A 17,343-nucleotide genomic window follows, 5' to 3' on the forward strand; every position below is an offset into this window, starting at 1 on the left:
TCGGGGAGTGCCGGGCGGCTACGGACCGGTCAGCAGCCGGCGAGGTAGCTCGTCAGCGCGCTCTTCTCGGCGGAGTCCACCGAGAGGTCGTAGTAGTACTTCACCTGTACCCAGGCGCGGACGTAGGTGCAGCGGTACGAGGTGACCGACGGCATCCACTCGGCCGGGTCCTGGTCGCTCTTGGACTGGTTCACGTTGTCCGTGACGGCGATGAGCTGCGGCCGGGTCACGTCGTTGGCGAAGGACTGGCGCCGGGCGGTGGTCCAGGCGCTCGCCCCGGAGTCCCAGGCCTCGGCGAGCGGGACCAGGTGGTCGATGTCGAGGTCGGAGGCGGCGGTCCAGGTGGCGCCGTCGTAGGGGGAGTACCAGCTGCCGCTGGTGGCGGTGCAGGCGGAGTTGGTGACGACGTTCGTGCCGTCCCGCTTGAGGATGTACTCACGCGTGTTGCAGGTGCCGCTGATGGTGATCCAGGTGGGGAACAGATCGCGGTCGTAGCCGGTGCGGTTCTCGGCCTTCACGGTGAGCGAGGCGAGGTAGGTGCGGGCGGTGGCGGCGGAGACCGGGGTGGGGAGGGCGGCGGAGGCGGTCGGGGACTGGAAGAGCCCGACCGAGGCTATGAGGGCGGTGAGGACGGCTGTTGCGCTCAGCCGTCCACGCGCGTAGAACTTCGACATGCGAACTCCGTTGGGGAGGCGGGGTGTTGCAGCACGGGCGTGGGAATGCTCGCGCCGCCGTGTTGCGGGGAGATGTGCGTCCGATGAGAAGCTAGTGACGAGTGCATGACACGACAAGGTCTACGGCGGAACGATCTCGTACACTGGACGGCGCAGAAGGGGAGTAGCTCTTCGCCGGACCGTCGACATACTGCTCAGCTCGTCTGAGCCGGCGCCCGGAGGCGAGTCCGTGAAGGCGGGCCCGCCAGCGAGACCTTCGGCAAGCAGTGCACATCCGTGCCGCACGGCACGGATGACGTGTGCTGCCGTGCCGAGGCGTCTTCGTGAGGATCTTCGCAAGGACTGCAGCACTCTCGGCGGGGCAGCCCCGACCGATAGAGGAACCTTGATCAGCATCACCGTGACGGCGCTCGTCTTCGGCGTCGTCTTCCTGGCCGAGTTGCCGGACAAGACCGCCCTGGCCGGACTCGTCCTCGGCACCCGCTACCGCGCCTCGTACGTCTTCGCCGGCATCGCCGCCGCCTTCGCCCTGCATGTCACGCTCGCCGTCGCGGCGGGCAGCGTGCTCACCCTGCTGCCGCAGCAGATCGTGCACGCGCTGACCGGCGTCCTCTTCCTCGGCGGCGCGGCCGTGCTGCTGCTGAAGAAGGACGAGGACGACGAAGAGGTCCGGCGGCCGGAGGACCAGTCCTTCTGGAAGGTGGCCGGCGCGGGCTTCATGCTGATCCTCGTCGCCGAGTTCGGCGACCTCACCCAGATCATGACGGCCAACCTGGCCGCCCGCTACGACGACCCGCTCTCCGTGGGCCTGGGAGCGGTGCTGGCGCTGTGGGCGGTGGCCGGCCTCGGCATCGTCGGCGGAAAGGCCCTGATGAAGCGGGTGCCGCTGACGCTCATCACCCGCATCGCGGCCCTGCTGATGCTGCTGCTTGGCGTGTGGAGCCTCTGGGAGGCGATCACCGGCTGAGGCCGAGGCCGAGGCCGAGGCTGAGGCCGAAGCTGAGGCTGAGGCCGAAGCTGAGGCGGGGTGCGGGGTGCGGGGTGCGGGGTGGGGGGTGCAGGCGCTGAGCGCAGGGCGACGAGCGCCGGCCCTGCGGGCGTGGGGCGCCGGGTGCGGGGGGTCGGGTGCGGCCGGGGTGGCGCTGGGGGGCGATTGTTTTGTACCGTGGGGGAACAAAGTGGCTCCCGCTCGTTTTCCCTGACCGGCGGGCGGGGCCGCCTTGTCCTTACGTCTCTGGAGCTGCTGATGCCGGCCTTCACCGCCCACGCCCTCCTGCTCGACATGGACGGCACCCTCGTGAACTCCGACGCAGTGGTGGAACGGATCTGGCGGCGCTGGGCCGACGAACACGGACTCGACGGCGACGAGGTCATGAAGGTCGTCCACGGCCGGCAGGGGCATGCCTCGATGGCCGTGCTGCTGCCCGGCCGGCCCATGCGTCTGAACCTCGAGGACAACGCCCGGATGCTGGCGGCGGAGACCGCCGACCTGGACGGCGTCGTCCCGGTGCCCGGCGCCCCCGAGTTCCTCGCCTCCCTGCGCGGCGTCCCGCACGCGCTGGTCACCTCGGCGGACGTCCCGCTGTCGACGGCCCGGATGGCCGCGGCGGGGCTGGAACTTCCCGAGGTGCGGGTGACCGCGGAGTCGGTGGGCGCGAGCAAGCCCGACCCCGAAGGCTTCTTGAAGGGCGCGGCGGAGCTCGGCGTCGACCCGGCGCAGTGCGTCGTCTTCGAGGACTCCGGGGCGGGTATCGCGGCGGGGCGCGCCGCCGGGATGCGGGTCGTCGGCGTCGGTCCGCGAGCGGCGGCACACGGGCCGGACGCGGTCGTGCGGGATCTCCGCGAGGTGCAGGTGGAGGTCGTGCCGGAGGCGGGAGGCGCGAGGGCGGCGGTGCGCATCCGGATCGGCTGAGCCCGTACGGTCCTCGGCCGGCCTTCGGGCGTCCTCCGCTTCCGGCCGGTGGCTACGGCTCCTTCGTCTCTGATTCCAGGCGGGCCCGGGTCACCGGGCCGTACACGCCCAGGCCGTCCTCCGTCGTTCCCCGGGACCACTGGTAGTTGCGCAGGGCGTCCTCGACCTCGCCGCTGAAGGAGCCGTCGGCCGCGCCGTCGTAGAAGAACGCCGCCTTCAGGCGCAGTTGCAGTTCGGTCACCTCGGGACCCTGGTCGCCGCGCCGCAGGGAGACGACGCCGACGGAACCGTTCTGTACCGCGTCGGCCGCCTTGTCGGGGCCCGAGGCGCGGGAGGCGTCGGCGGACGGAGTCACGGGGCTCGCCTCGGCCGACGGGGACGCTGACGGCGAGGCGCTCTCCGGTGTCGCGGACGGCGACGGGCGCTCGCTCTCGGGGGGCGGCGGCGGGGCATGGGAAGCGGACGGCGACGCGGAGCGGCTCGCCGACGGTGACGCGGAGGCCTTGCTGACGCTCGGGACGGGCACGGCGGCGCGCACGTCCTCGGGGGCGGCGCTCTCGCGGGTCGGCTTCTCGTACGAGAACAGTCCGGCGGCGAACCCGGCAGCCGTCACCACGGCGACGACGGCGCCGGTCGTCGCGACCAGCAGGACCCGGCGGCGGCGCGGACGGGGGCGCGCTTCCTCGTCGCCCGGGTGGGCCGCGCCGATGTACGCCGTCTCGAACAGCCGTAGATCGGTCGTGCTGGGCTCGGAGCCCGGGGGTGTGAGCGGAGTGGGCAGCGCCGTCGTGGCGCCCGGCGGCGGAACGACGGGGTCGACACGGCGCAGGGGCATGGTCGCGTCGGCCGGGACCGCCGCCATCGGCATCGTCACGTCGGTCGGACGGACCGCACCGGTCGCACGGGGTGGACCGGTCGGGCGGGGCGCATCGGTCGGACGGGGCGCGTGGGTCGCACCGCTCGTGTCCGGCGCGATCGTTGCGTCCGGTTCCGCTTCGTCGAGTTCCACGTATGGCCGTATGCGCAACGGATCGAAGTCCTCCGCGGCGGCCGCCTCGGCCGTGCGCGTCTCGCGCAGGGCGTCGGAGGCCCGCCGGGCGCAGGCGCAGGACGGGGTGTTGTCGGGCGCGCGGAGCGCTCCGCACTCCGGGCACGGCAGTCCCGGCCGTCCCGGCTGCCTCTGCCGCCCCGTCGGATCGATCACGTGTTCGGCCCTCCCCTTCCAAACTCCAGAGATTATGCAGATCCTCCACACAACCGGTCACCCACGGCCCCCGGAACGTCGAATTCCGTTAGGACTCGGGAGGACTCAAGAGGCCATAACGGGTCACACCGATCACGATGGAAAGGGTCACCGAGCCTCAGGAGGCATCCATGGCGTTGGACGCGCACAGCCGTACGGCGGATCCGCGTCAGGAACACGTGTCCGGAAACGTTCTCGTCTCGATCGGCGCCCTGCTGCTCGGCATGCTCCTCGCCGCCCTCGACCAGACGATCGTGTCGACCGCCCTGCCGACGATCGTCAGCGACCTCGGTGGTATGGAGCATCTGTCCTGGGTGGTCACCGCGTATCTGCTCGCGTCGACGGCCGCGACCCCGTTGTGGGGCAAACTCGGCGACCAGTACGGGCGCAAGCGGCTGTTCGAGGCGGCGATCGTCCTCTTCCTGATCGGTTCGGCGCTGTGCGGAATGGCGCAAAACATGCCGCAGTTGATCGCCTTCCGCGCGCTCCAGGGCTTGGGCGGCGGTGGCTTGATGGTGCTGTCGATGGCGATCGTCGGCGACATCGTGCCGCCACGCGATCGCGGTCGCTACCAGGGCCTGTTCGGCGCGGTGTTCGGCGCGACGAGCGTCCTCGGCCCGCTGCTGGGCGGCCTGTTCACCGAGCACCTGAGCTGGCGCTGGGTGTTCTACGTCAACCTGCCCGTCGGCGTCGTGGCCCTGGCCGTCATCGCGGCCGTGCTGCGCATCCCGCGCAGATCGACGAAACACGTCATCGACTACCTGGGCACGTTCCTCATCGCCTCCGTCGCCACCTGTCTGGTGCTGGTGGCCTCGCTCGGCGGCACCACCTGGGACTGGGGCTCGCCGCAGATCGTCGCGCTGGCGCTGCTGGGGGCCCTGCTGGCGGTCGCGTTCGTGGCCGTGGAGCGGCGGGCGGCCGAACCGGTGCTGCCGCTCAAACTGTTCCGCGTCCGCACCTTCACCCTCTCCGCCGTGATCAGCTTCATCATCGGCTTCGCGATGTTCGGCGCGATGACCTACCTGCCGACCTTCCTGCAGGTGGTGCACGGCGTCTCGCCGACCATGTCGGGCGTGCACATGCTGCCGATGGTGGTCGGCATGCTGCTGTCCTCCACGGGTTCCGGCCAGATCGTCAGCCGCACCGGCCGCTGGAAGGTGTTCCCCGTCGCCGGCACCGCCGTCACGTCGATCGGCCTGCTCCTGCTGCACCGGCTCGACGAGCACAGCTCCACGTTCGAGATGAGCGTCTGCTTCTTCGTCTTCGGCCTGGGCCTCGGCCTGGTCATGCAGGTGCTGGTGCTGATCGTGCAGAACGCGGTCCCCTACGAGGACCTCGGCGTCGCCACCTCCGGCGCGACCTTCTTCCGCTCCATCGGAGCCTCGTTCGGCGTCGCGATCTTCGGCACGGTCTTCGCGGCCCGCCTCGGCGACAAACTCGCGGCCGCCTTCGCGGGCGTCCGCCTCCCGCCCGGGGTGTCGGCCGACGCGCTCGAGTCCGACCCGCGCGGCATCGCAGGCCTGCCGTCCGACCTGCGTCCGAGCGTCCTGGACGCGTACGCCTCCGCGATCACCGACGTCTTCCTGTACGCCGCGCCCGTCGCCGTCGTCGGCTTCGTCCTGGCCTGGTTCCTGCGGGAGGACCCGCTGCGCGCCTCGGTCACCGCCCCCGACGTCACCGAGACCCTCGCCAGCAACCCGGTGGAACGCTCCTCGTACGACGAGGTGTGCCGGGCGCTGTCCGTCCTCGGCACCAGGGAGGGCCGCCGCGAGATCTACCGGACGATCACCGAGCGCGCCGGCTACGACCTCGTCCCCGCCGCGAGCTGGCTGCTGCTGCGCATCAAGCGGTACGGCAGCGTCGAGCCGTCGATGGTGGCCGAACGCAGTTCCGTCCCGCTGTCGGTGGTCGTCGAGGCGGCCCGGCAGATCGAGGGACGGGGTCTCGTCGTCCGCCGGGGCCTGGACATGGTGCTGACCGACGAGGGCCGGGTGACCGCCGAACGGCTCGCCGCGGCCCGTGAGGATTCGCTGGCCGAGCTGCTCGGCGACTGGTGGGGACCGGACCGCCCCACCGACCTGGTCCAGCTGGTCAGGGAGCTGACCGGCGAGCTGTGCGGCTCGGACCGGGAGCAGCCGCACGACGAACGGCCGGTGAACAGGGTCAAGTGAGCTGCGGGGAAAGGGACTTCTCGAACCAGTGGTCGGCGTAGGGGTCGTCGTTGTACGGCTCGGTCTCGGCGTATCCCAGCCGGGCGTACAGGGCGCGGGCCTCGACCAGGTCGCCGCGGGTGTCGAGCACCATCCGGTCGGCGCCGAGCGCGCGGGCGGCGTCCTCGGCGGCCCTGACGAGCAGCGGGGCGCCGCCCCTGCCGCGCAGACCCTCCCGCACGAAGACCCGGGTGAGCTCGGCCGTCGACGCGTCCAGCAGCCGTACGCCCGCGGTGCCCGCCGGTTCACCAGCGTACCGGCCGATCAGCAACTGCCCACCGGGCGGGGAGAGTTCGGCGCCGGAGTGGGCGGCGACCTCCCGGTCCAGCTCGTCGAGTCCGGTGCGGCGCCCCTCGTGCAACAGGTAGTAGCGGTCGCTGACTTCGGTGTAGTACGCCCGCCAGAGCGCCACGGCGTCGGGTGAGTCGAAGGGCTCGGGGGCGACGGTCCACGGCGTCGGCGTAGGCGTCGGGGACGCCGTCGACGTCAGGGACGGGGACGGGGTGAGGGTCGGAGCCGGGCCGGGGGTGGAGGTCGGGGCGGGGGTCGGGGTCGTCATGCGGACATTGTCGGGAGGCGGTCCTGCCTCCCCGCAAACGGTTTTCCCCGGCCTGAGCAGCAGCCTGACCGGCTGTCGGAGGTCCGTTCGGAAGACCGTAGGGGCCCGCGCGGAGCCCGTTCCCGGGCCCGTCCCAGGCCCGCTCCCCGGTCCCGCGTCGTTTGGGAGGGGCCGTCCGGGCAACCCGAGTCTGGAACCGGCCCGTGGGGCCGACACACCGGAAGGCAAGGCATGTCCACAGGAGTGATCATCGCTCTGATCGTGGTCGTGGCGGCCGTAGTCGCCGTCGCGGCCGTCCTGGCCGTGCGGGCCCGCGGCTCGCACGGCGGACGCAGCCTGAAGCACCGCTTCGGGCCCGAGTACGACCGGGCGGTGGCCCGGCACGACGGAGACGTCAAGGCCGCGGAGCGGGAGCTTGACGCTCTCGTGGAACGGCACGGCGGGCTGCGTGAGCGTCCGCTGGAGGCCGCCGAACGCGAGCGCTTCGAGGCCCGTTGGACGACCGCCCAGGAGCGGTTCGTCGACTCGCCCCGGGAAGCGGTCGCCGAGGCGGACCGGCTGATCGCGGAGGTCGCCGGCGCCCGTGGCTTCCCGGACGGAGGCCAGTACGAGGAGCAGCTCGCCGCGCTCTCCGTCCACCACGCACACCGCGTCGACGGCTACCGCCGCGTCCACCGCGTCGCCCAGTTCTCCGCAGGCGGCGACGGCACGCGTCACCCCGGCTCGGCCGACGTCCCGGGGACGGCCGGGCAGGCGCCCGGCACCGAGGACATGCGGACCGCGATGGTCGAGGCCCGCGCCCTCTTCGACGACCTGGTCGGCCCGGCCCGCCACCACACCGGCCACGACCGCGCGGCACAGCCCGCGACCCGGGAGCGCTCCGGCTCCGGCCATCACCAGCCGTGGGGCTTCCACCGCCACCAGACCAAGGAGGGCTGACCGTCATGCCGGACATGACACCGAGCACGGGCACCGGCCCGGAGAACCGCGGCCCGGCCGACGACCGCCGGTCCGCCACCCGGCGCGGCGACACCCTGCCGACTCCCGAGACGGCCCCGCCGGGCGAGACGAACCGGCCCGACGGAGCCGTACCCCCGAACGAGACGGCCCTGCCGAACGAGACGGCCCTGCCGGGCGAGACGGGCAGGCTGCCGAGGAAGACGACGCAGGACCGCGGTCAGGCGGCGACGACGGCCCCCGCCGCACCCCACCCGACAGCACCACCCGCCTCGCCCGGCACGACCGCCTCGTCCGGCACCACCAGCACGCCGGGCACGGTCGGCGCCGGCGGCGCGTCCGGAGTGACGGCGGGTGCGGCGGCCGTGGAGCCGAAGCCGCTTCGCCCCGACCCGGGTGCGTCCGCGAACGGCGCGGACGGAACGGGCGTCGCCCGCGGTACGGGTACCGGCGGTACGGGTACCGTCGGGTCGGCGGCCGGGACCGGTGAGCGGACGGCCGTCCCCGGTCACGACGACGGCTCCACCGCCTCGTCCCTCCTCCCGGACGAGGAGTGCGACCGGATCGCCACGCGTCTGCGGCATGCAGTCGTCGGGTTCGTCGACGGCCCCCGGGACGCCGTGGTGGAGGCCGACGAGGTGCTGGAGGAGCTCGCCGGACGCCTCACCGAGGCCGTGGACCGCCGCCGCCGTACCCTGCGCGGCTCATGGCAGCAGGAGGGCGGCGGGAAGACGGGCGGCGGCAAGGAGCGCGGGCCGGCGGCCGCCACGGCCGTCGACACCGAGCAACTGAGGCTGGCCCTGCGTGACTACCGTGAACTCACGGAGCGGCTGCTCCACCTCTGACCGCTCCTGCGCTGCTGCCGCTCAGTCCCGCGGCACGTCCCCGGCCGCCGCCCGGCGCTCCCGCCACTCCTGTACGACCGCTTCGACGTCGTACGGTTTCATGCCCAGCGGGGGGCCGGGCGGCGGCTTGAACATCATGTCGCGCAGTTTCACGTTGACGTCCGTGACGATCTTCCGGACGAGGCGTTCCGACGGCGCCGCGTACGCCGCCGCGAGCGCGTCCTCCGCCTCCTTGCGCAGGGCGAGGGTCGGCGGCAGCACGGAAAGGCCCTCGCGGGCCATCTTCCTTTTGATCCACCACAGTTCGTCGTACGAGGTGTCGGTGACGGCCGGCAACGGCTTTCCCGCGCCCGGCAGTCGGTCGAACTCGCCGTGCCGCTCGGCGTCGCGGATCTGCTTTTCGACCCAGGACTCGAACGGGACACCCGGTGGCTTTCGCTCGGTCATGCGTCCATTGTGCCGGACGTGGTGGGCCCGGGCGATTTATCATGCGGCGGCTGTACACGCACACTTAGGACACAGGACGCCGACAGGCATGCCGAAGACATCTCAAGGGGAGCGCACGTGCTCGAACTGACCATGGCCACCGTCTCCGGGACGGAAGAGGGCGCCACGGCCGGCATGCTGATGGCCGACTCGCCGAGCGACCCCGGCGCCGTGCTGCGGGTGGGCCGGGACAGGTCCGTGTGCCGTCTCGCGACCCCCGACGACTGGCTGTTCGTCTCCCGGGTGCACCTGGAGTTCCTGTGCGGCCCCGACGGCGCCTGGCAGGTGTCGTGGCTGCGCGGCTCGCAGGACGAGCCCTCCTCCGAGGTGCGGCTGGTGATCGGGCAGTACACCCAGTCGCTCGTGTACGGCGGGACACTGCCGCTGGCGGGATCCGGCGAGATCATCGTGTACGACCGGACCGGGCCGCGCAGCGTCAACGTGGGCTTCTATCACGAGGGTTGAGCCGCCGCCCCCGCCGTCGCACCACCCGGCAGGGGTCGCGGAGCGGCCGCGGAAGGGCTACGCCAGGACGCGCGCCAGCGCGAAACCGTCGTAGCCCTTGGCCCCCACCGTCTGGATCGCCGTGCCGCTCAGCCTCGGATGCGAGCCGATCAGCTCGATCGCGCCGCGGGTGCCGCGCACGTCCTCGGCGTCGCTGTCCGCGTCGGCGACCCGGCCGCCGCGGACGACGTTGTCGACGACGATCAGACTGCCCGCGCTCGTGAGTCTCAGCGCCCACTCCAGATAGTGGACGTTGTTGGCCTTGTCGGCGTCGATGAAGACCAGGTCGAACGGGGGCGGGTTCTCGTCCGCCAGTCGCGGCAGCAACTCCAGGGCCGCGCCGACCCGCACCTCGACCGCCTTGTCGAGGCCCGCGCGGGCGATGTTGCGGACGGCGACCTCCGCGTGCCGGGCGTCGTACTCCAGGGAGACAAGCCGGCCGTCGGCGGGCAGCGCGCGGGCCAGCCAGATCGTGCTGTAGCCGCCGAGTGTGCCGATCTCCAGGATCTGCCGGGCCCCCTGGACCTCGGCGAGCAGCTGCAGCAATTTGCCCTGGTTCGCCGTCACGCTGATGTGCGGCAGTCCTGCGGCGTCGCTGTCCCGCAGCGCGGCCGCCATCACCTCGTCGTCGGGGGCGAGACGGCCGGTGAAGTAGGCGTCCACGGCGTCCCAGACCTGCGACTCGCTCATGCGCTCAGCCTCTCGTGTGCCTGACGTGCCGGGAGGCATGTCGGTGACAAATGGTTAGACGCGCTAACAAGCCGTGTCAACGACGCCCGCCGCGGACGACGTCCTTCCGCCCGCGCCGCACGGCTCCACACGGCTGAATTCACCCCTTCGGAGCAGGGGGCGCGGCCGGCTGCCCGCCGGTCTGCCCCGGGGGTCGCCCGAGGTGCCGCCCGGGGTGCTGTGAGGCGCCGCCCGAGGCGCTGCGGGCTGCCGCCCGAGATGCGGCGAGGTGCTTGCCGGTGCCGCCCGGGGTCGCCGCCCGCGTGCGGTCGCGGCACGAGACGCGGGGGAAGCGCCGCCGTAAACACACCGCACCTCGCATCACCCCAGCACTCTCCGTACCCCTCACGACACATGAGGTGCCACGAAGGTACGGCGTGCGGCCCCTTTCCGTCCGCGCGGTGATCCGGATCCCGCCCCTCGCGGAGGCGACCGGTCCGGTGGACGCACTATCCTCTACCGGGCAAAAGGAGAGAAATCGTCGGAAGAACAGGGGGCCGACGTCTTCGTGTCTGCGGGGGGAGACGTGCGCCTCAGGAGAGGCGCCGGACGATCCCGCGCAGCGCGCGTGGACGAACGGGCGGGAGGCCACAGAGCGTGGCGAATGCGGAACACAGCGGGCGGACGGCGGATCCCTTCGAACCGGCGGCCGGCAGCACCGACCCGGCCGGGACGCGTCTGCGTGCCGCCCGCCTCGGCCTCTGGCTGGTGGCGGCCCTCCTCGCCGTACGCCAGGCGGCCGTCGTCCTCGGCACCCCACGCGGACAACGGCTGACGGACCTGGAGGCCTGGGTCGGACCCGACGGCGTGCTGCACGCCGACGGCTCGCTCTACGGCTCCACGCGCTTCACCGGCACCCCCTTCGGCGGGCTGGTCCTCAAACCCCTCACCCGGGCGGCCGAACAGGCTCTCGGCTGGGGCTGGACCTTCGGCACGCTGCTGCTGGTCGCCGCCCTCGGCGTGATCGCCGCCCGCAACCTGCCCCGGCCGCTCGGCAGACGGACCTCGCTGCTCGCCGCCCCGGCCGCGACCAGCCTGCTCATGCTGTCGCTGCCCGTGCGCAACGCGTTCTGGCTCGGCCAGACCAGCATCGTCCCGGTCCTGCTCGTCGTCCTCGGCTGCTTCGTCGCACGGGACCGGCGGGCCACCGGCGCCCTGATCGGCGTGGCCGCCGCCCTCCAGCCCGCGGTCCTGCTCTTCGCCGCCCTGCTCTGGTTCACCGGCCGCCGCCGCGCCGCGGCCGCCTCCGTGGCCGCCTTCACCGCCGTCACGCTGCTCACCTGGGCTGCCATGCCGCACGACTCGTACGTCTACTGGGTGCACCACATGGCGGGCACCGGCCTCGGCGGCGAGGCGGACGGCCTCGGCAACCAGTCCCTGCACGGCGCCCTGCTGCGCCTCGGCCTCTCCGGGCCGCTCGAGATCGGCCTGTTCCTGTCGCTCGGCGCGGCCGTCGCCGTCCTCGGCGTGCGCCGGGCCGTCCGCTACGCACGCGACGGCCAGCTGCTGCTCGCGGTCGCCGTGACCGGCTGTGCGGCGATCGCCGTCTCGCCCACCACCTGGCAGCACCAGCTGCTGTGGGTGCTGCCGGCGGTGGTCGGCAGGGTCGGCCGACGCGCCTGCGACCGCCATGTCTGGCCGGTGGCGGTCATCGTGGTCATGACGCTCCCGGGGGACATGCTGCTGCCCCACACGGCGGCCCTGCACCCGCTGCGCGACAACGCGGTGCTGCTGGCCGCGGTCGCCGCCGCCACCGTCGTCCCGTTCCTGCCGCGGACGTCCCCCTTCCACCGGACGCCCGTTCCGGCGGGGCACGTCCCGTCGGTTCCCGCGCGCTGGGCGCACGTGCCGCTGCTGCCGTTCCTCAAACGCCTCCCGACCCGCCCCAATCTGCTGCTGGAGCTGCTGCTGCTCCGTGTCACGTACGCCGCCTACCAGCAGGTCCGGCTCGCGGCGACCGGCGGCACGAACTCGGGCGGACGGGCGCGCGCGGAGACGCACGGACAGCAGATCCTCGACAGCGAGCGGTTCCTGCACCTCGACGTGGAGCGCGCCGTCAACCACTGGGTGACGGGCGTCGACCGGCTGCGGGACTTCTTCGACTTCTACTACACGTCCTTCCACTTCGCCGTCCCGCTGACGGTCCTCGCGGTGCTGTACGTGCGCCGCCCGGCCGACTACCGCTGGGCCCGAGCGTCCCTCGGCTTCGCGACCCTGCTGGCCCTGGTCGGCTTCTGGCTCTACCCGTTGGCCCCGCCCCGCCTGATGCCCGGCCTGGGCGTCGTCGACACGGTGCACGGCGTCCAGGACTTCTCCAAACCGGACTACGGCACCCTCACCGCGCTGACCAACCAGTACGCGGCGATGCCGTCCCTGCACTTCGGCTGGTCCCTGTGGTGCGGGCTGGTCATCGCGATCGTCGCCCGCAGACGGTGGGTGAAGGCCCTCGGCCTGCTGCACCCGCTCCTCACCGTCGCGTCCATCGTGGCCACCGGCAACCACTGGGTGCTGGACGCGGCCGGCGGCGCGGCGGTGGTGCTGGCCGGCTTCGGCCTGTCCTACCTGCTGATGGGCCCCCGGGCGCAGTCCGCGACGGCGGCTGCGACGACGGCGGCCACGGCGGGGTCGGCAGCGGGGGCAGCGCCGAAGGGAGCGCTGGAGGCGTGGCCGGCGGCTACGACGGCTGCGGCTGCGGCGGCGGCGGCGGTGAAGGCGAAGTCAAAGGTCGGGTCGGAGGCTGACGCGGAGGTCGACGCGGCGGCGAGGGGGAGGAGGGCGGCCGAGCCGGTGCCGGCGTCCCGGAAGGACCCGGCAGCGAGGTGATCACCCCGTCGCGTCCCGCTCCCCGAGGGCCAGCCTTTCCTGGAGACGGGCGTGGCGGAACTGGTAGACGGGGCCCGTCGCCCGCAGCAGGTTGCGGCGGCGGGCGTCCTCCAGGAAGTGCATCAGTCGTACCGGTGTGCCCTCCTCGTGGTGGAGCTGCACGGCCGTGAGGGCGGTCGCGACGGCGAGGTTGCCGGCGAGGCCCGAGGTGGCGCCGGTCCATACCAGGGCCGTCACCCCGAACATCACTCCCTGCAAAGGGGATTGGGCCCAGGCCACGATCGGGCCGACGTACAGGGCGAGGGCGAGGCCGGTGAGCAGCCCCAGGAACAGGCGCAGCACGAGGTGATGGCGCCACACGTCACGCGGTCCCACCGACCGGGTGTCGAGCACCGAGGGGCCCGAGTGGTCCTCGCGCACGGGGTCGTAGTGGCGGCCCGTTCCCAGGGAGAGGAACGGGGCGCCGGAGACGATCTCGTACCCGCGTCCGGTGACCAGCACCTCGCTGTAGCCGAGCGGCAGCGTGACCAGATACCACAGCCACCACGGCGGAGCGTCGTCGATCAGCGGCACGACCGGCACGACGAGACAGAGCAGGGTGCCCACGAACAGCCACTGCCCGAGGCCGGAGCCGACCGTCCTCCGGGTGAAGATGTCGCGCCATCCCGCGCTCGACAGCGGCTGCGGGACGCTGAACCGGGCCAGACGCCGGGCGATCGTGTACCCGCCGGCGACCGCCCCGAGAGCGAGGACGACGGCTGTCAGGGGCGTCGGGCTGACGTTCCAGGCCATGATCGCGCCGGGCGTGCCGCACACCACCGCGGCGACGATCCACACGGCGATCGTCCGGGGCCGCCGGCTCGTCCAGCCGGGAACATGCCACCAGCGCAGATCACGCGTGCCCTCCTCGGCGAGGCGGGCGGCGATGTGCCGGAGCGTGCGCTCGGCGGTCCTCGCGGAGTAGCGGGGACGGGGGCGTCCGGGACGCCGTGTGTAGGCGGCGGCCACCGCATGGTCGAGGAGATGGTTCTCCACGGCGCGGGCGGTGGGGAAGCGGGCGGTGTCGAGGAGTTCGTCGACGGGGTCGTCGTCGCCGTACACGTCGCGCAGCAGGGCGATGGTGAGCGGCCCGGCGAGCGCGGCGGCGAGCGGGTCGACGAGGGGGGCGGGGAGCGGGCCGGCGAGAGGGCCCGCAGAGACGGGGCCGGGACCGGGACCGGGACCGGCCCCCGACAGGAGCCGCCCGGTGAGCGCCCGCCAGGCGGGCGAGGGAGCAGCAGGCAGCCGGTCGAGCAGGTACTCGGCGGCGTCGGCCGGCCGCACGGGCTGGATCTCCAGCGCGAGGGCGCCGCCCAGCCGCGCCTTCTTCGCGGTGAGCACGGCCTCCTTCGCCCGGGACACCAGCACCAGCCGGAAGGGCGCCGTCTCCAGCGCGCTGATCATGGCCCCGCGCAGTCTGCCGGTGACCTCGTCGAGACCGTCCAGGAAGAGGGCGACGCGTCCCTGTTCGAGGAGCCGCCGGGCGCGGGCGCGGCCGTTCCGCCCGTGGAAGAGGGTGTACTGACGGCTGAGCCGGTCCGCGGCCCAGTCGGTGGCTTTCTCCCCGGCGGGGTCCCATCCGTCGAGGGACAGCAGAACAGGGACGGGGACGCGGGCGCGGTCGGCGGCCGAGGGCCGCGCCGCCCGGTGCGCGAGGGCGTCCAGCAGCAGAAGGACGGCGGCGGCGGTCTTGCCGGCGGCGGGCGGCCCGAGGAGCAGCAGCCGTCCCGAGGCCAGGCCGCCGTAAACGGCGTGCAGTTCGGCGAGACCGCCGCCGCCGCGGAGCCCGGCGCGGGTGGTCGGCGCGACGCCGGGCAGGGGACCGAACCGCGCCCGGGCCGCCCCCTCCGCGGTGGCCGCCACGACCCGTCCCGCGGCCCTGCGCTCACTCACCCGCCACCGCACGGGCAATGGCGAGGGATCTGTCAGCCGCCGCAGCGCGGCCTCCTCCTGCCACTGCGCGCCGACCACGCGAGCGAGTTCGTCGGCGGCGGTGTCGAGGACGTCCCCGGCGGTGCGGACGGCGTGATGATGGACGACCTGGACGTTGTGGTCGCCTGCCTGGAAGGCGGCGGGCCCGTGGAAGACGTTGCCGGAGACCTCGGGCCCGCTGCCGCCGGGTTCGGTCATCTCCCCGGCCCGAAGTGGTTCTCCTGCCGGTTGTGATCGCCGGTCTGCACGGCGGTGGGACCGTGGAAGGCGTTCCCGGTGACGGCGCCGCGCGCCTCGTCGTCGGCGGCCCCGAAATCCGCGGTGAGCCGGGCGAGTTGATCGAGGATCCGCGCGCGTTCCGCCTCGCCGGGCGCTTCGAGCAGTGAGGCGAACTCGCCCTGCCACAGCACGGCGTGCACCGCCCGCACCCGCTCCCGGTCCGTTTCGTCGACGGCGTCAAGGACGGCGGCGGTCCGGTCGAGCCGCTCGAGCGCGTCGCGTTCGGCGTCGCCGTCCCCCCGCCCGACGAGCCGGGCGCACCGGGCCCGGAACCAGGCCCAACTGTCCGATCCGGCCGCCTGCACCACGGCCATCCCCCCACCGGCCGCAGCCGCGGTCAACGCCTCGCCGAGCATTCCCGTCCCCCCATGGTCCGTGTGAAACGGCATGCTACAGAGTCGAGTTGGAGCGGTCGCCGACTTCGGACGGATGTAACCTCGCCCGGATGAGGGCGGGGCGGGCAGGAGGAGTTCGAGGGGGCGACGGCATGAGCGACGGTGAGAGGGCCGGCTCCGCCGCAGGTGTCCCCAGCCGCACCATGGCTGCCGCTGCCGCTGCCGCCGCCGTGGGTGCGCGCCTCGGCCGTCACCACCCTGTCCAGTGGTTTCTCCTCTCGGCACTGTCCGGCGCCGTGACGTTCATCGTCTGGCTCTGCGGAATCTTCTCCGGCGGCCTGGACGTGGGAGAGACGTGCGCCCTGCGGGGACAGACCTATGACGATGTCTACCGCAGTGAACACTGGCGCGAGCCGAGCCGGTTCTTCCCCCTGCACGACAAGTGCAACGCGTCCTACGACCTGGTCCCGGTCTGGATCAATCCGGCGCTCGTCCTCTTCGCCCTCGTCGCCGCGGGCAGCCTCCTCGCCGCCTGCTGGACGACGTTCGTCCGGGTCCGGCGGTCCTGGCGGAGGCGGCGGACCGCCCCCGCCCGCTGACGTCTCTCACCGGGCGGCGGGCGCGTCCGAGGAAGGGCGGACGGGTGCGGAGGGCCGGCCCACGAGACGTCGCAGCCGGCGTTCCGTCGGGTGCTCGACGCAGTGGTAGGCCACGGCGGCCAGGGCCAGGCTGGTGACCAGGACACCGGCCCAGAACACGAGCGTGTCGCCGCCGGGAGCGGGCCTGCCCCAGCGGAAGACGGCCAGGCGGAGCACGATCTCGTGGAGGAGGTACCAGGCGAACGACCAGTGCCCGAGCCTGATCATCCACGTCCCGCCCAGCCCTGTGCGCCGGCCGTCCAGGTCGGCACGCGCCGCGGCGCAGATCAGGACCGCGAACACGGGCGCGGAGAGCAACTGGGAGGCGGAGTACGGGCTGTACCAGAGTGCGTCCGGCACCGCCTTCGACCAGGGCAGCAGGGCGAGGTGCCAGGCGACGACGAGTGCGGCCGCCACCGGCAACGACACGGGAGGCCGCCAGCCGCGCTTGAGCGCCAGCCCGGCCACCACGCCCAGCACGAACTGCAGGAAACGGGTCAACGGCAGGTAGTCGAGCGCCCAGCTCCGGGTGGCGGGCGGCAGACCGGACAGAGCGGGCCACAGCACGAGGGCCGCGCAGGTGACGGCGACCGCGGTCCACACCCACACCCGGGCGCGCCGGCCCGCGAGGAGCGCCAGCAGAACGGGGAAGGCCAGATAGAAGAAGGCCTCGTCACTGAGCGACCAGGCCGCCGGATTGCCCCCCGCGTTGATGACCCGCTGCGGGAACCAGGCGTGCACTAGCAGCAGGTTCGCGACCACGCCCTTGGCCGAAACGGCGCGGCCCATGTAGAGGTAGGCGGCCACGGACGCCGCGACGCCGACCGCGAGCAGCGGCCAGATCCGGGCGAAGCGCCGCCAGAAGAAGACCCGGGCGGGCACGTTCGCGCCGTCGTACGTCCAGGCGAGGACGACACCCGACAGCACGAAGAAGAACGTGACGCCGCTGCGCCCGTACCAGACGGCGTCGCTGACCCCCGGCACCTTCCCCGCCTGCCGGGACAGGTGATACAGCACGACGAGCAGAGCCGCCCAGAAACGCAGCCCCGTGAGCGAGGGCAGCCGATCGCGTCCGGCTCCCGGTATGGAGATCAACGGCGGTCCTTCGTCGACGGCAGCGGCAGCACCTGCGCGGGACGGGAATCGGACGAAACACGTCCGCCCCACGCACAAAGAGC

At 73.0% G+C, this 17,343-nt stretch carries 16 protein-coding genes; 8 read left to right on the forward strand and 8 right to left on the reverse strand.

The genetic code is table 11. From position 1 onward, the window contains the following. Positions 1–29: 29 nt before the first annotated feature. Positions 30–674 carry an HNH endonuclease family protein gene (locus ACN6LD_RS01530; RefSeq protein WP_445042288.1) on the reverse strand — a complete coding sequence of 215 codons (645 nt, stop codon included), beginning with the start codon at positions 672–674 and terminating at the stop codon, positions 30–32. A 385-nt stretch (positions 675–1,059) separates the two neighbouring features. Between ACN6LD_RS01530 and ACN6LD_RS01535 the strand changes: the two genes are divergently transcribed. Beyond that, on the forward strand, positions 1,060–1,641 hold the full coding sequence (locus tag ACN6LD_RS01535; RefSeq protein ID WP_307042417.1) for a TMEM165/GDT1 family protein: 582 nt from the start codon (positions 1,060–1,062) through the stop codon (positions 1,639–1,641). Between the two features lie 279 nt (positions 1,642–1,920). Next, positions 1,921–2,586, forward strand: a complete 666-nt coding sequence (locus ACN6LD_RS01540) for an HAD-IA family hydrolase (RefSeq protein WP_445042289.1) — start codon at positions 1,921–1,923, stop codon at positions 2,584–2,586. Positions 2,587–2,638: 52 nt separating this feature from the next. On the opposite strand, the gene ACN6LD_RS01545 is transcribed toward ACN6LD_RS01540, so the two are convergent. After that, positions 2,639–3,790 (reverse strand): peptidoglycan-binding protein, encoded by a 1,152-nt coding sequence (locus ACN6LD_RS01545; RefSeq protein WP_445042290.1) that lies wholly within the window; start codon positions 3,788–3,790, stop codon positions 2,639–2,641. A gap of 170 nt (positions 3,791–3,960) precedes the next feature. Between ACN6LD_RS01545 and ACN6LD_RS01550 the strand changes: the two genes are divergently transcribed. Beyond that, complete coding sequence (locus ACN6LD_RS01550; protein ID WP_319197873.1) at positions 3,961–6,000, forward strand: MFS transporter; 2,040 nt, start codon at positions 3,961–3,963, stop codon at positions 5,998–6,000. Here the strand turns inward: ACN6LD_RS01550 and ACN6LD_RS01555 are convergent. Beyond that, entirely contained in the window at positions 5,993–6,598 is a 606-nt protein-coding gene (locus ACN6LD_RS01555; protein WP_445042291.1) for a GNAT family N-acetyltransferase, read from the reverse strand. The two genes, ACN6LD_RS01550 and ACN6LD_RS01555, sit on opposite strands and share 8 nt — an antisense overlap. A 231-nt stretch (positions 6,599–6,829) precedes the next feature. Here ACN6LD_RS01555 and ACN6LD_RS01560 point away from each other — a divergent pair, with 231 nt between their 5' ends. After that, a complete protein-coding gene (locus ACN6LD_RS01560) occupies positions 6,830–7,537 on the forward strand; it encodes a hypothetical protein (protein ID WP_319198261.1) in 708 nt (235 codons plus the stop codon). 5 nt (positions 7,538–7,542) lie between these two features. Next, positions 7,543–8,400 carry a hypothetical protein gene (locus ACN6LD_RS01565; RefSeq protein WP_445042292.1) on the forward strand — a complete coding sequence of 286 codons (858 nt, stop codon included), beginning with the start codon at positions 7,543–7,545 and terminating at the stop codon, positions 8,398–8,400. A 21-nt stretch (positions 8,401–8,421) separates the two neighbouring features. Here the strand turns inward: ACN6LD_RS01565 and ACN6LD_RS01570 are convergent, their stop codons facing one another. Beyond that, positions 8,422–8,847 carry a DnaJ family domain-containing protein gene (locus tag ACN6LD_RS01570; RefSeq protein WP_445042293.1) on the reverse strand — a complete coding sequence of 142 codons (426 nt, stop codon included), beginning with the start codon at positions 8,845–8,847 and terminating at the stop codon, positions 8,422–8,424. 117 nt (positions 8,848–8,964) lie between these two features. Between ACN6LD_RS01570 and ACN6LD_RS01575 the strand changes: the two genes are divergently transcribed. Further along, positions 8,965–9,351 carry a hypothetical protein gene (locus tag ACN6LD_RS01575; RefSeq protein ID WP_307042404.1) on the forward strand — a complete coding sequence of 129 codons (387 nt, stop codon included), beginning with the start codon at positions 8,965–8,967 and terminating at the stop codon, positions 9,349–9,351. Between the two features lie 57 nt (positions 9,352–9,408). Here ACN6LD_RS01575 and ACN6LD_RS01580 read toward each other — a convergent pair whose 3' ends face one another. Beyond that, positions 9,409–10,080: an O-methyltransferase gene (locus tag ACN6LD_RS01580; protein ID WP_319192099.1), complete on the reverse strand. Its 672-nt coding sequence runs from the start codon at positions 10,078–10,080 to the stop codon at positions 9,409–9,411. Between the two features lie 636 nt (positions 10,081–10,716). Between ACN6LD_RS01580 and ACN6LD_RS01585 the strand changes: the two genes are divergently transcribed. Beyond that, positions 10,717–12,942 carry a bifunctional glycosyltransferase 87/phosphatase PAP2 family protein gene (locus tag ACN6LD_RS01585; protein WP_445042294.1) on the forward strand — a complete coding sequence of 742 codons (2,226 nt, stop codon included), beginning with the start codon at positions 10,717–10,719 and terminating at the stop codon, positions 12,940–12,942. Here ACN6LD_RS01585 and ACN6LD_RS01590 read toward each other — a convergent pair whose 3' ends face one another. Both ACN6LD_RS01590 and ACN6LD_RS01595 read right to left on the reverse strand, forming a co-directional pair. Continuing rightward, the gene (locus ACN6LD_RS01590) at positions 12,943–15,111 is read right to left on the reverse strand and encodes a hypothetical protein (protein ID WP_445042295.1); all 2,169 of its coding nucleotides are present in this window, start codon (positions 15,109–15,111) and stop codon (positions 12,943–12,945) included. Further along, positions 15,108–15,581 (reverse strand): hypothetical protein, encoded by a 474-nt coding sequence (locus ACN6LD_RS01595; RefSeq protein WP_445042296.1) that lies wholly within the window; start codon positions 15,579–15,581, stop codon positions 15,108–15,110. The genes ACN6LD_RS01590 and ACN6LD_RS01595 overlap by 4 nt, the downstream gene beginning before the upstream one ends. A 98-nt stretch (positions 15,582–15,679) precedes the next feature. On the opposite strand from ACN6LD_RS01595, the gene ACN6LD_RS01600 reads away from it, so the two are divergent. Continuing rightward, positions 15,680–16,126: a hypothetical protein gene (locus ACN6LD_RS01600; RefSeq protein WP_445042297.1), complete on the forward strand. Its 447-nt coding sequence runs from the start codon at positions 15,680–15,682 to the stop codon at positions 16,124–16,126. Positions 16,127–16,132: 6 nt separating this feature from the next. Here the strand turns inward: ACN6LD_RS01600 and ACN6LD_RS01605 are convergent, their stop codons facing one another. Next, on the reverse strand, positions 16,133–17,260 hold the full coding sequence (locus tag ACN6LD_RS01605; RefSeq protein WP_445042298.1) for an acyltransferase family protein: 1,128 nt from the start codon (positions 17,258–17,260) through the stop codon (positions 16,133–16,135). Positions 17,261–17,343 lie beyond the last annotated feature (83 nt).

Source organism: Streptomyces sp. SAS_272, from assembly GCF_052543235.1.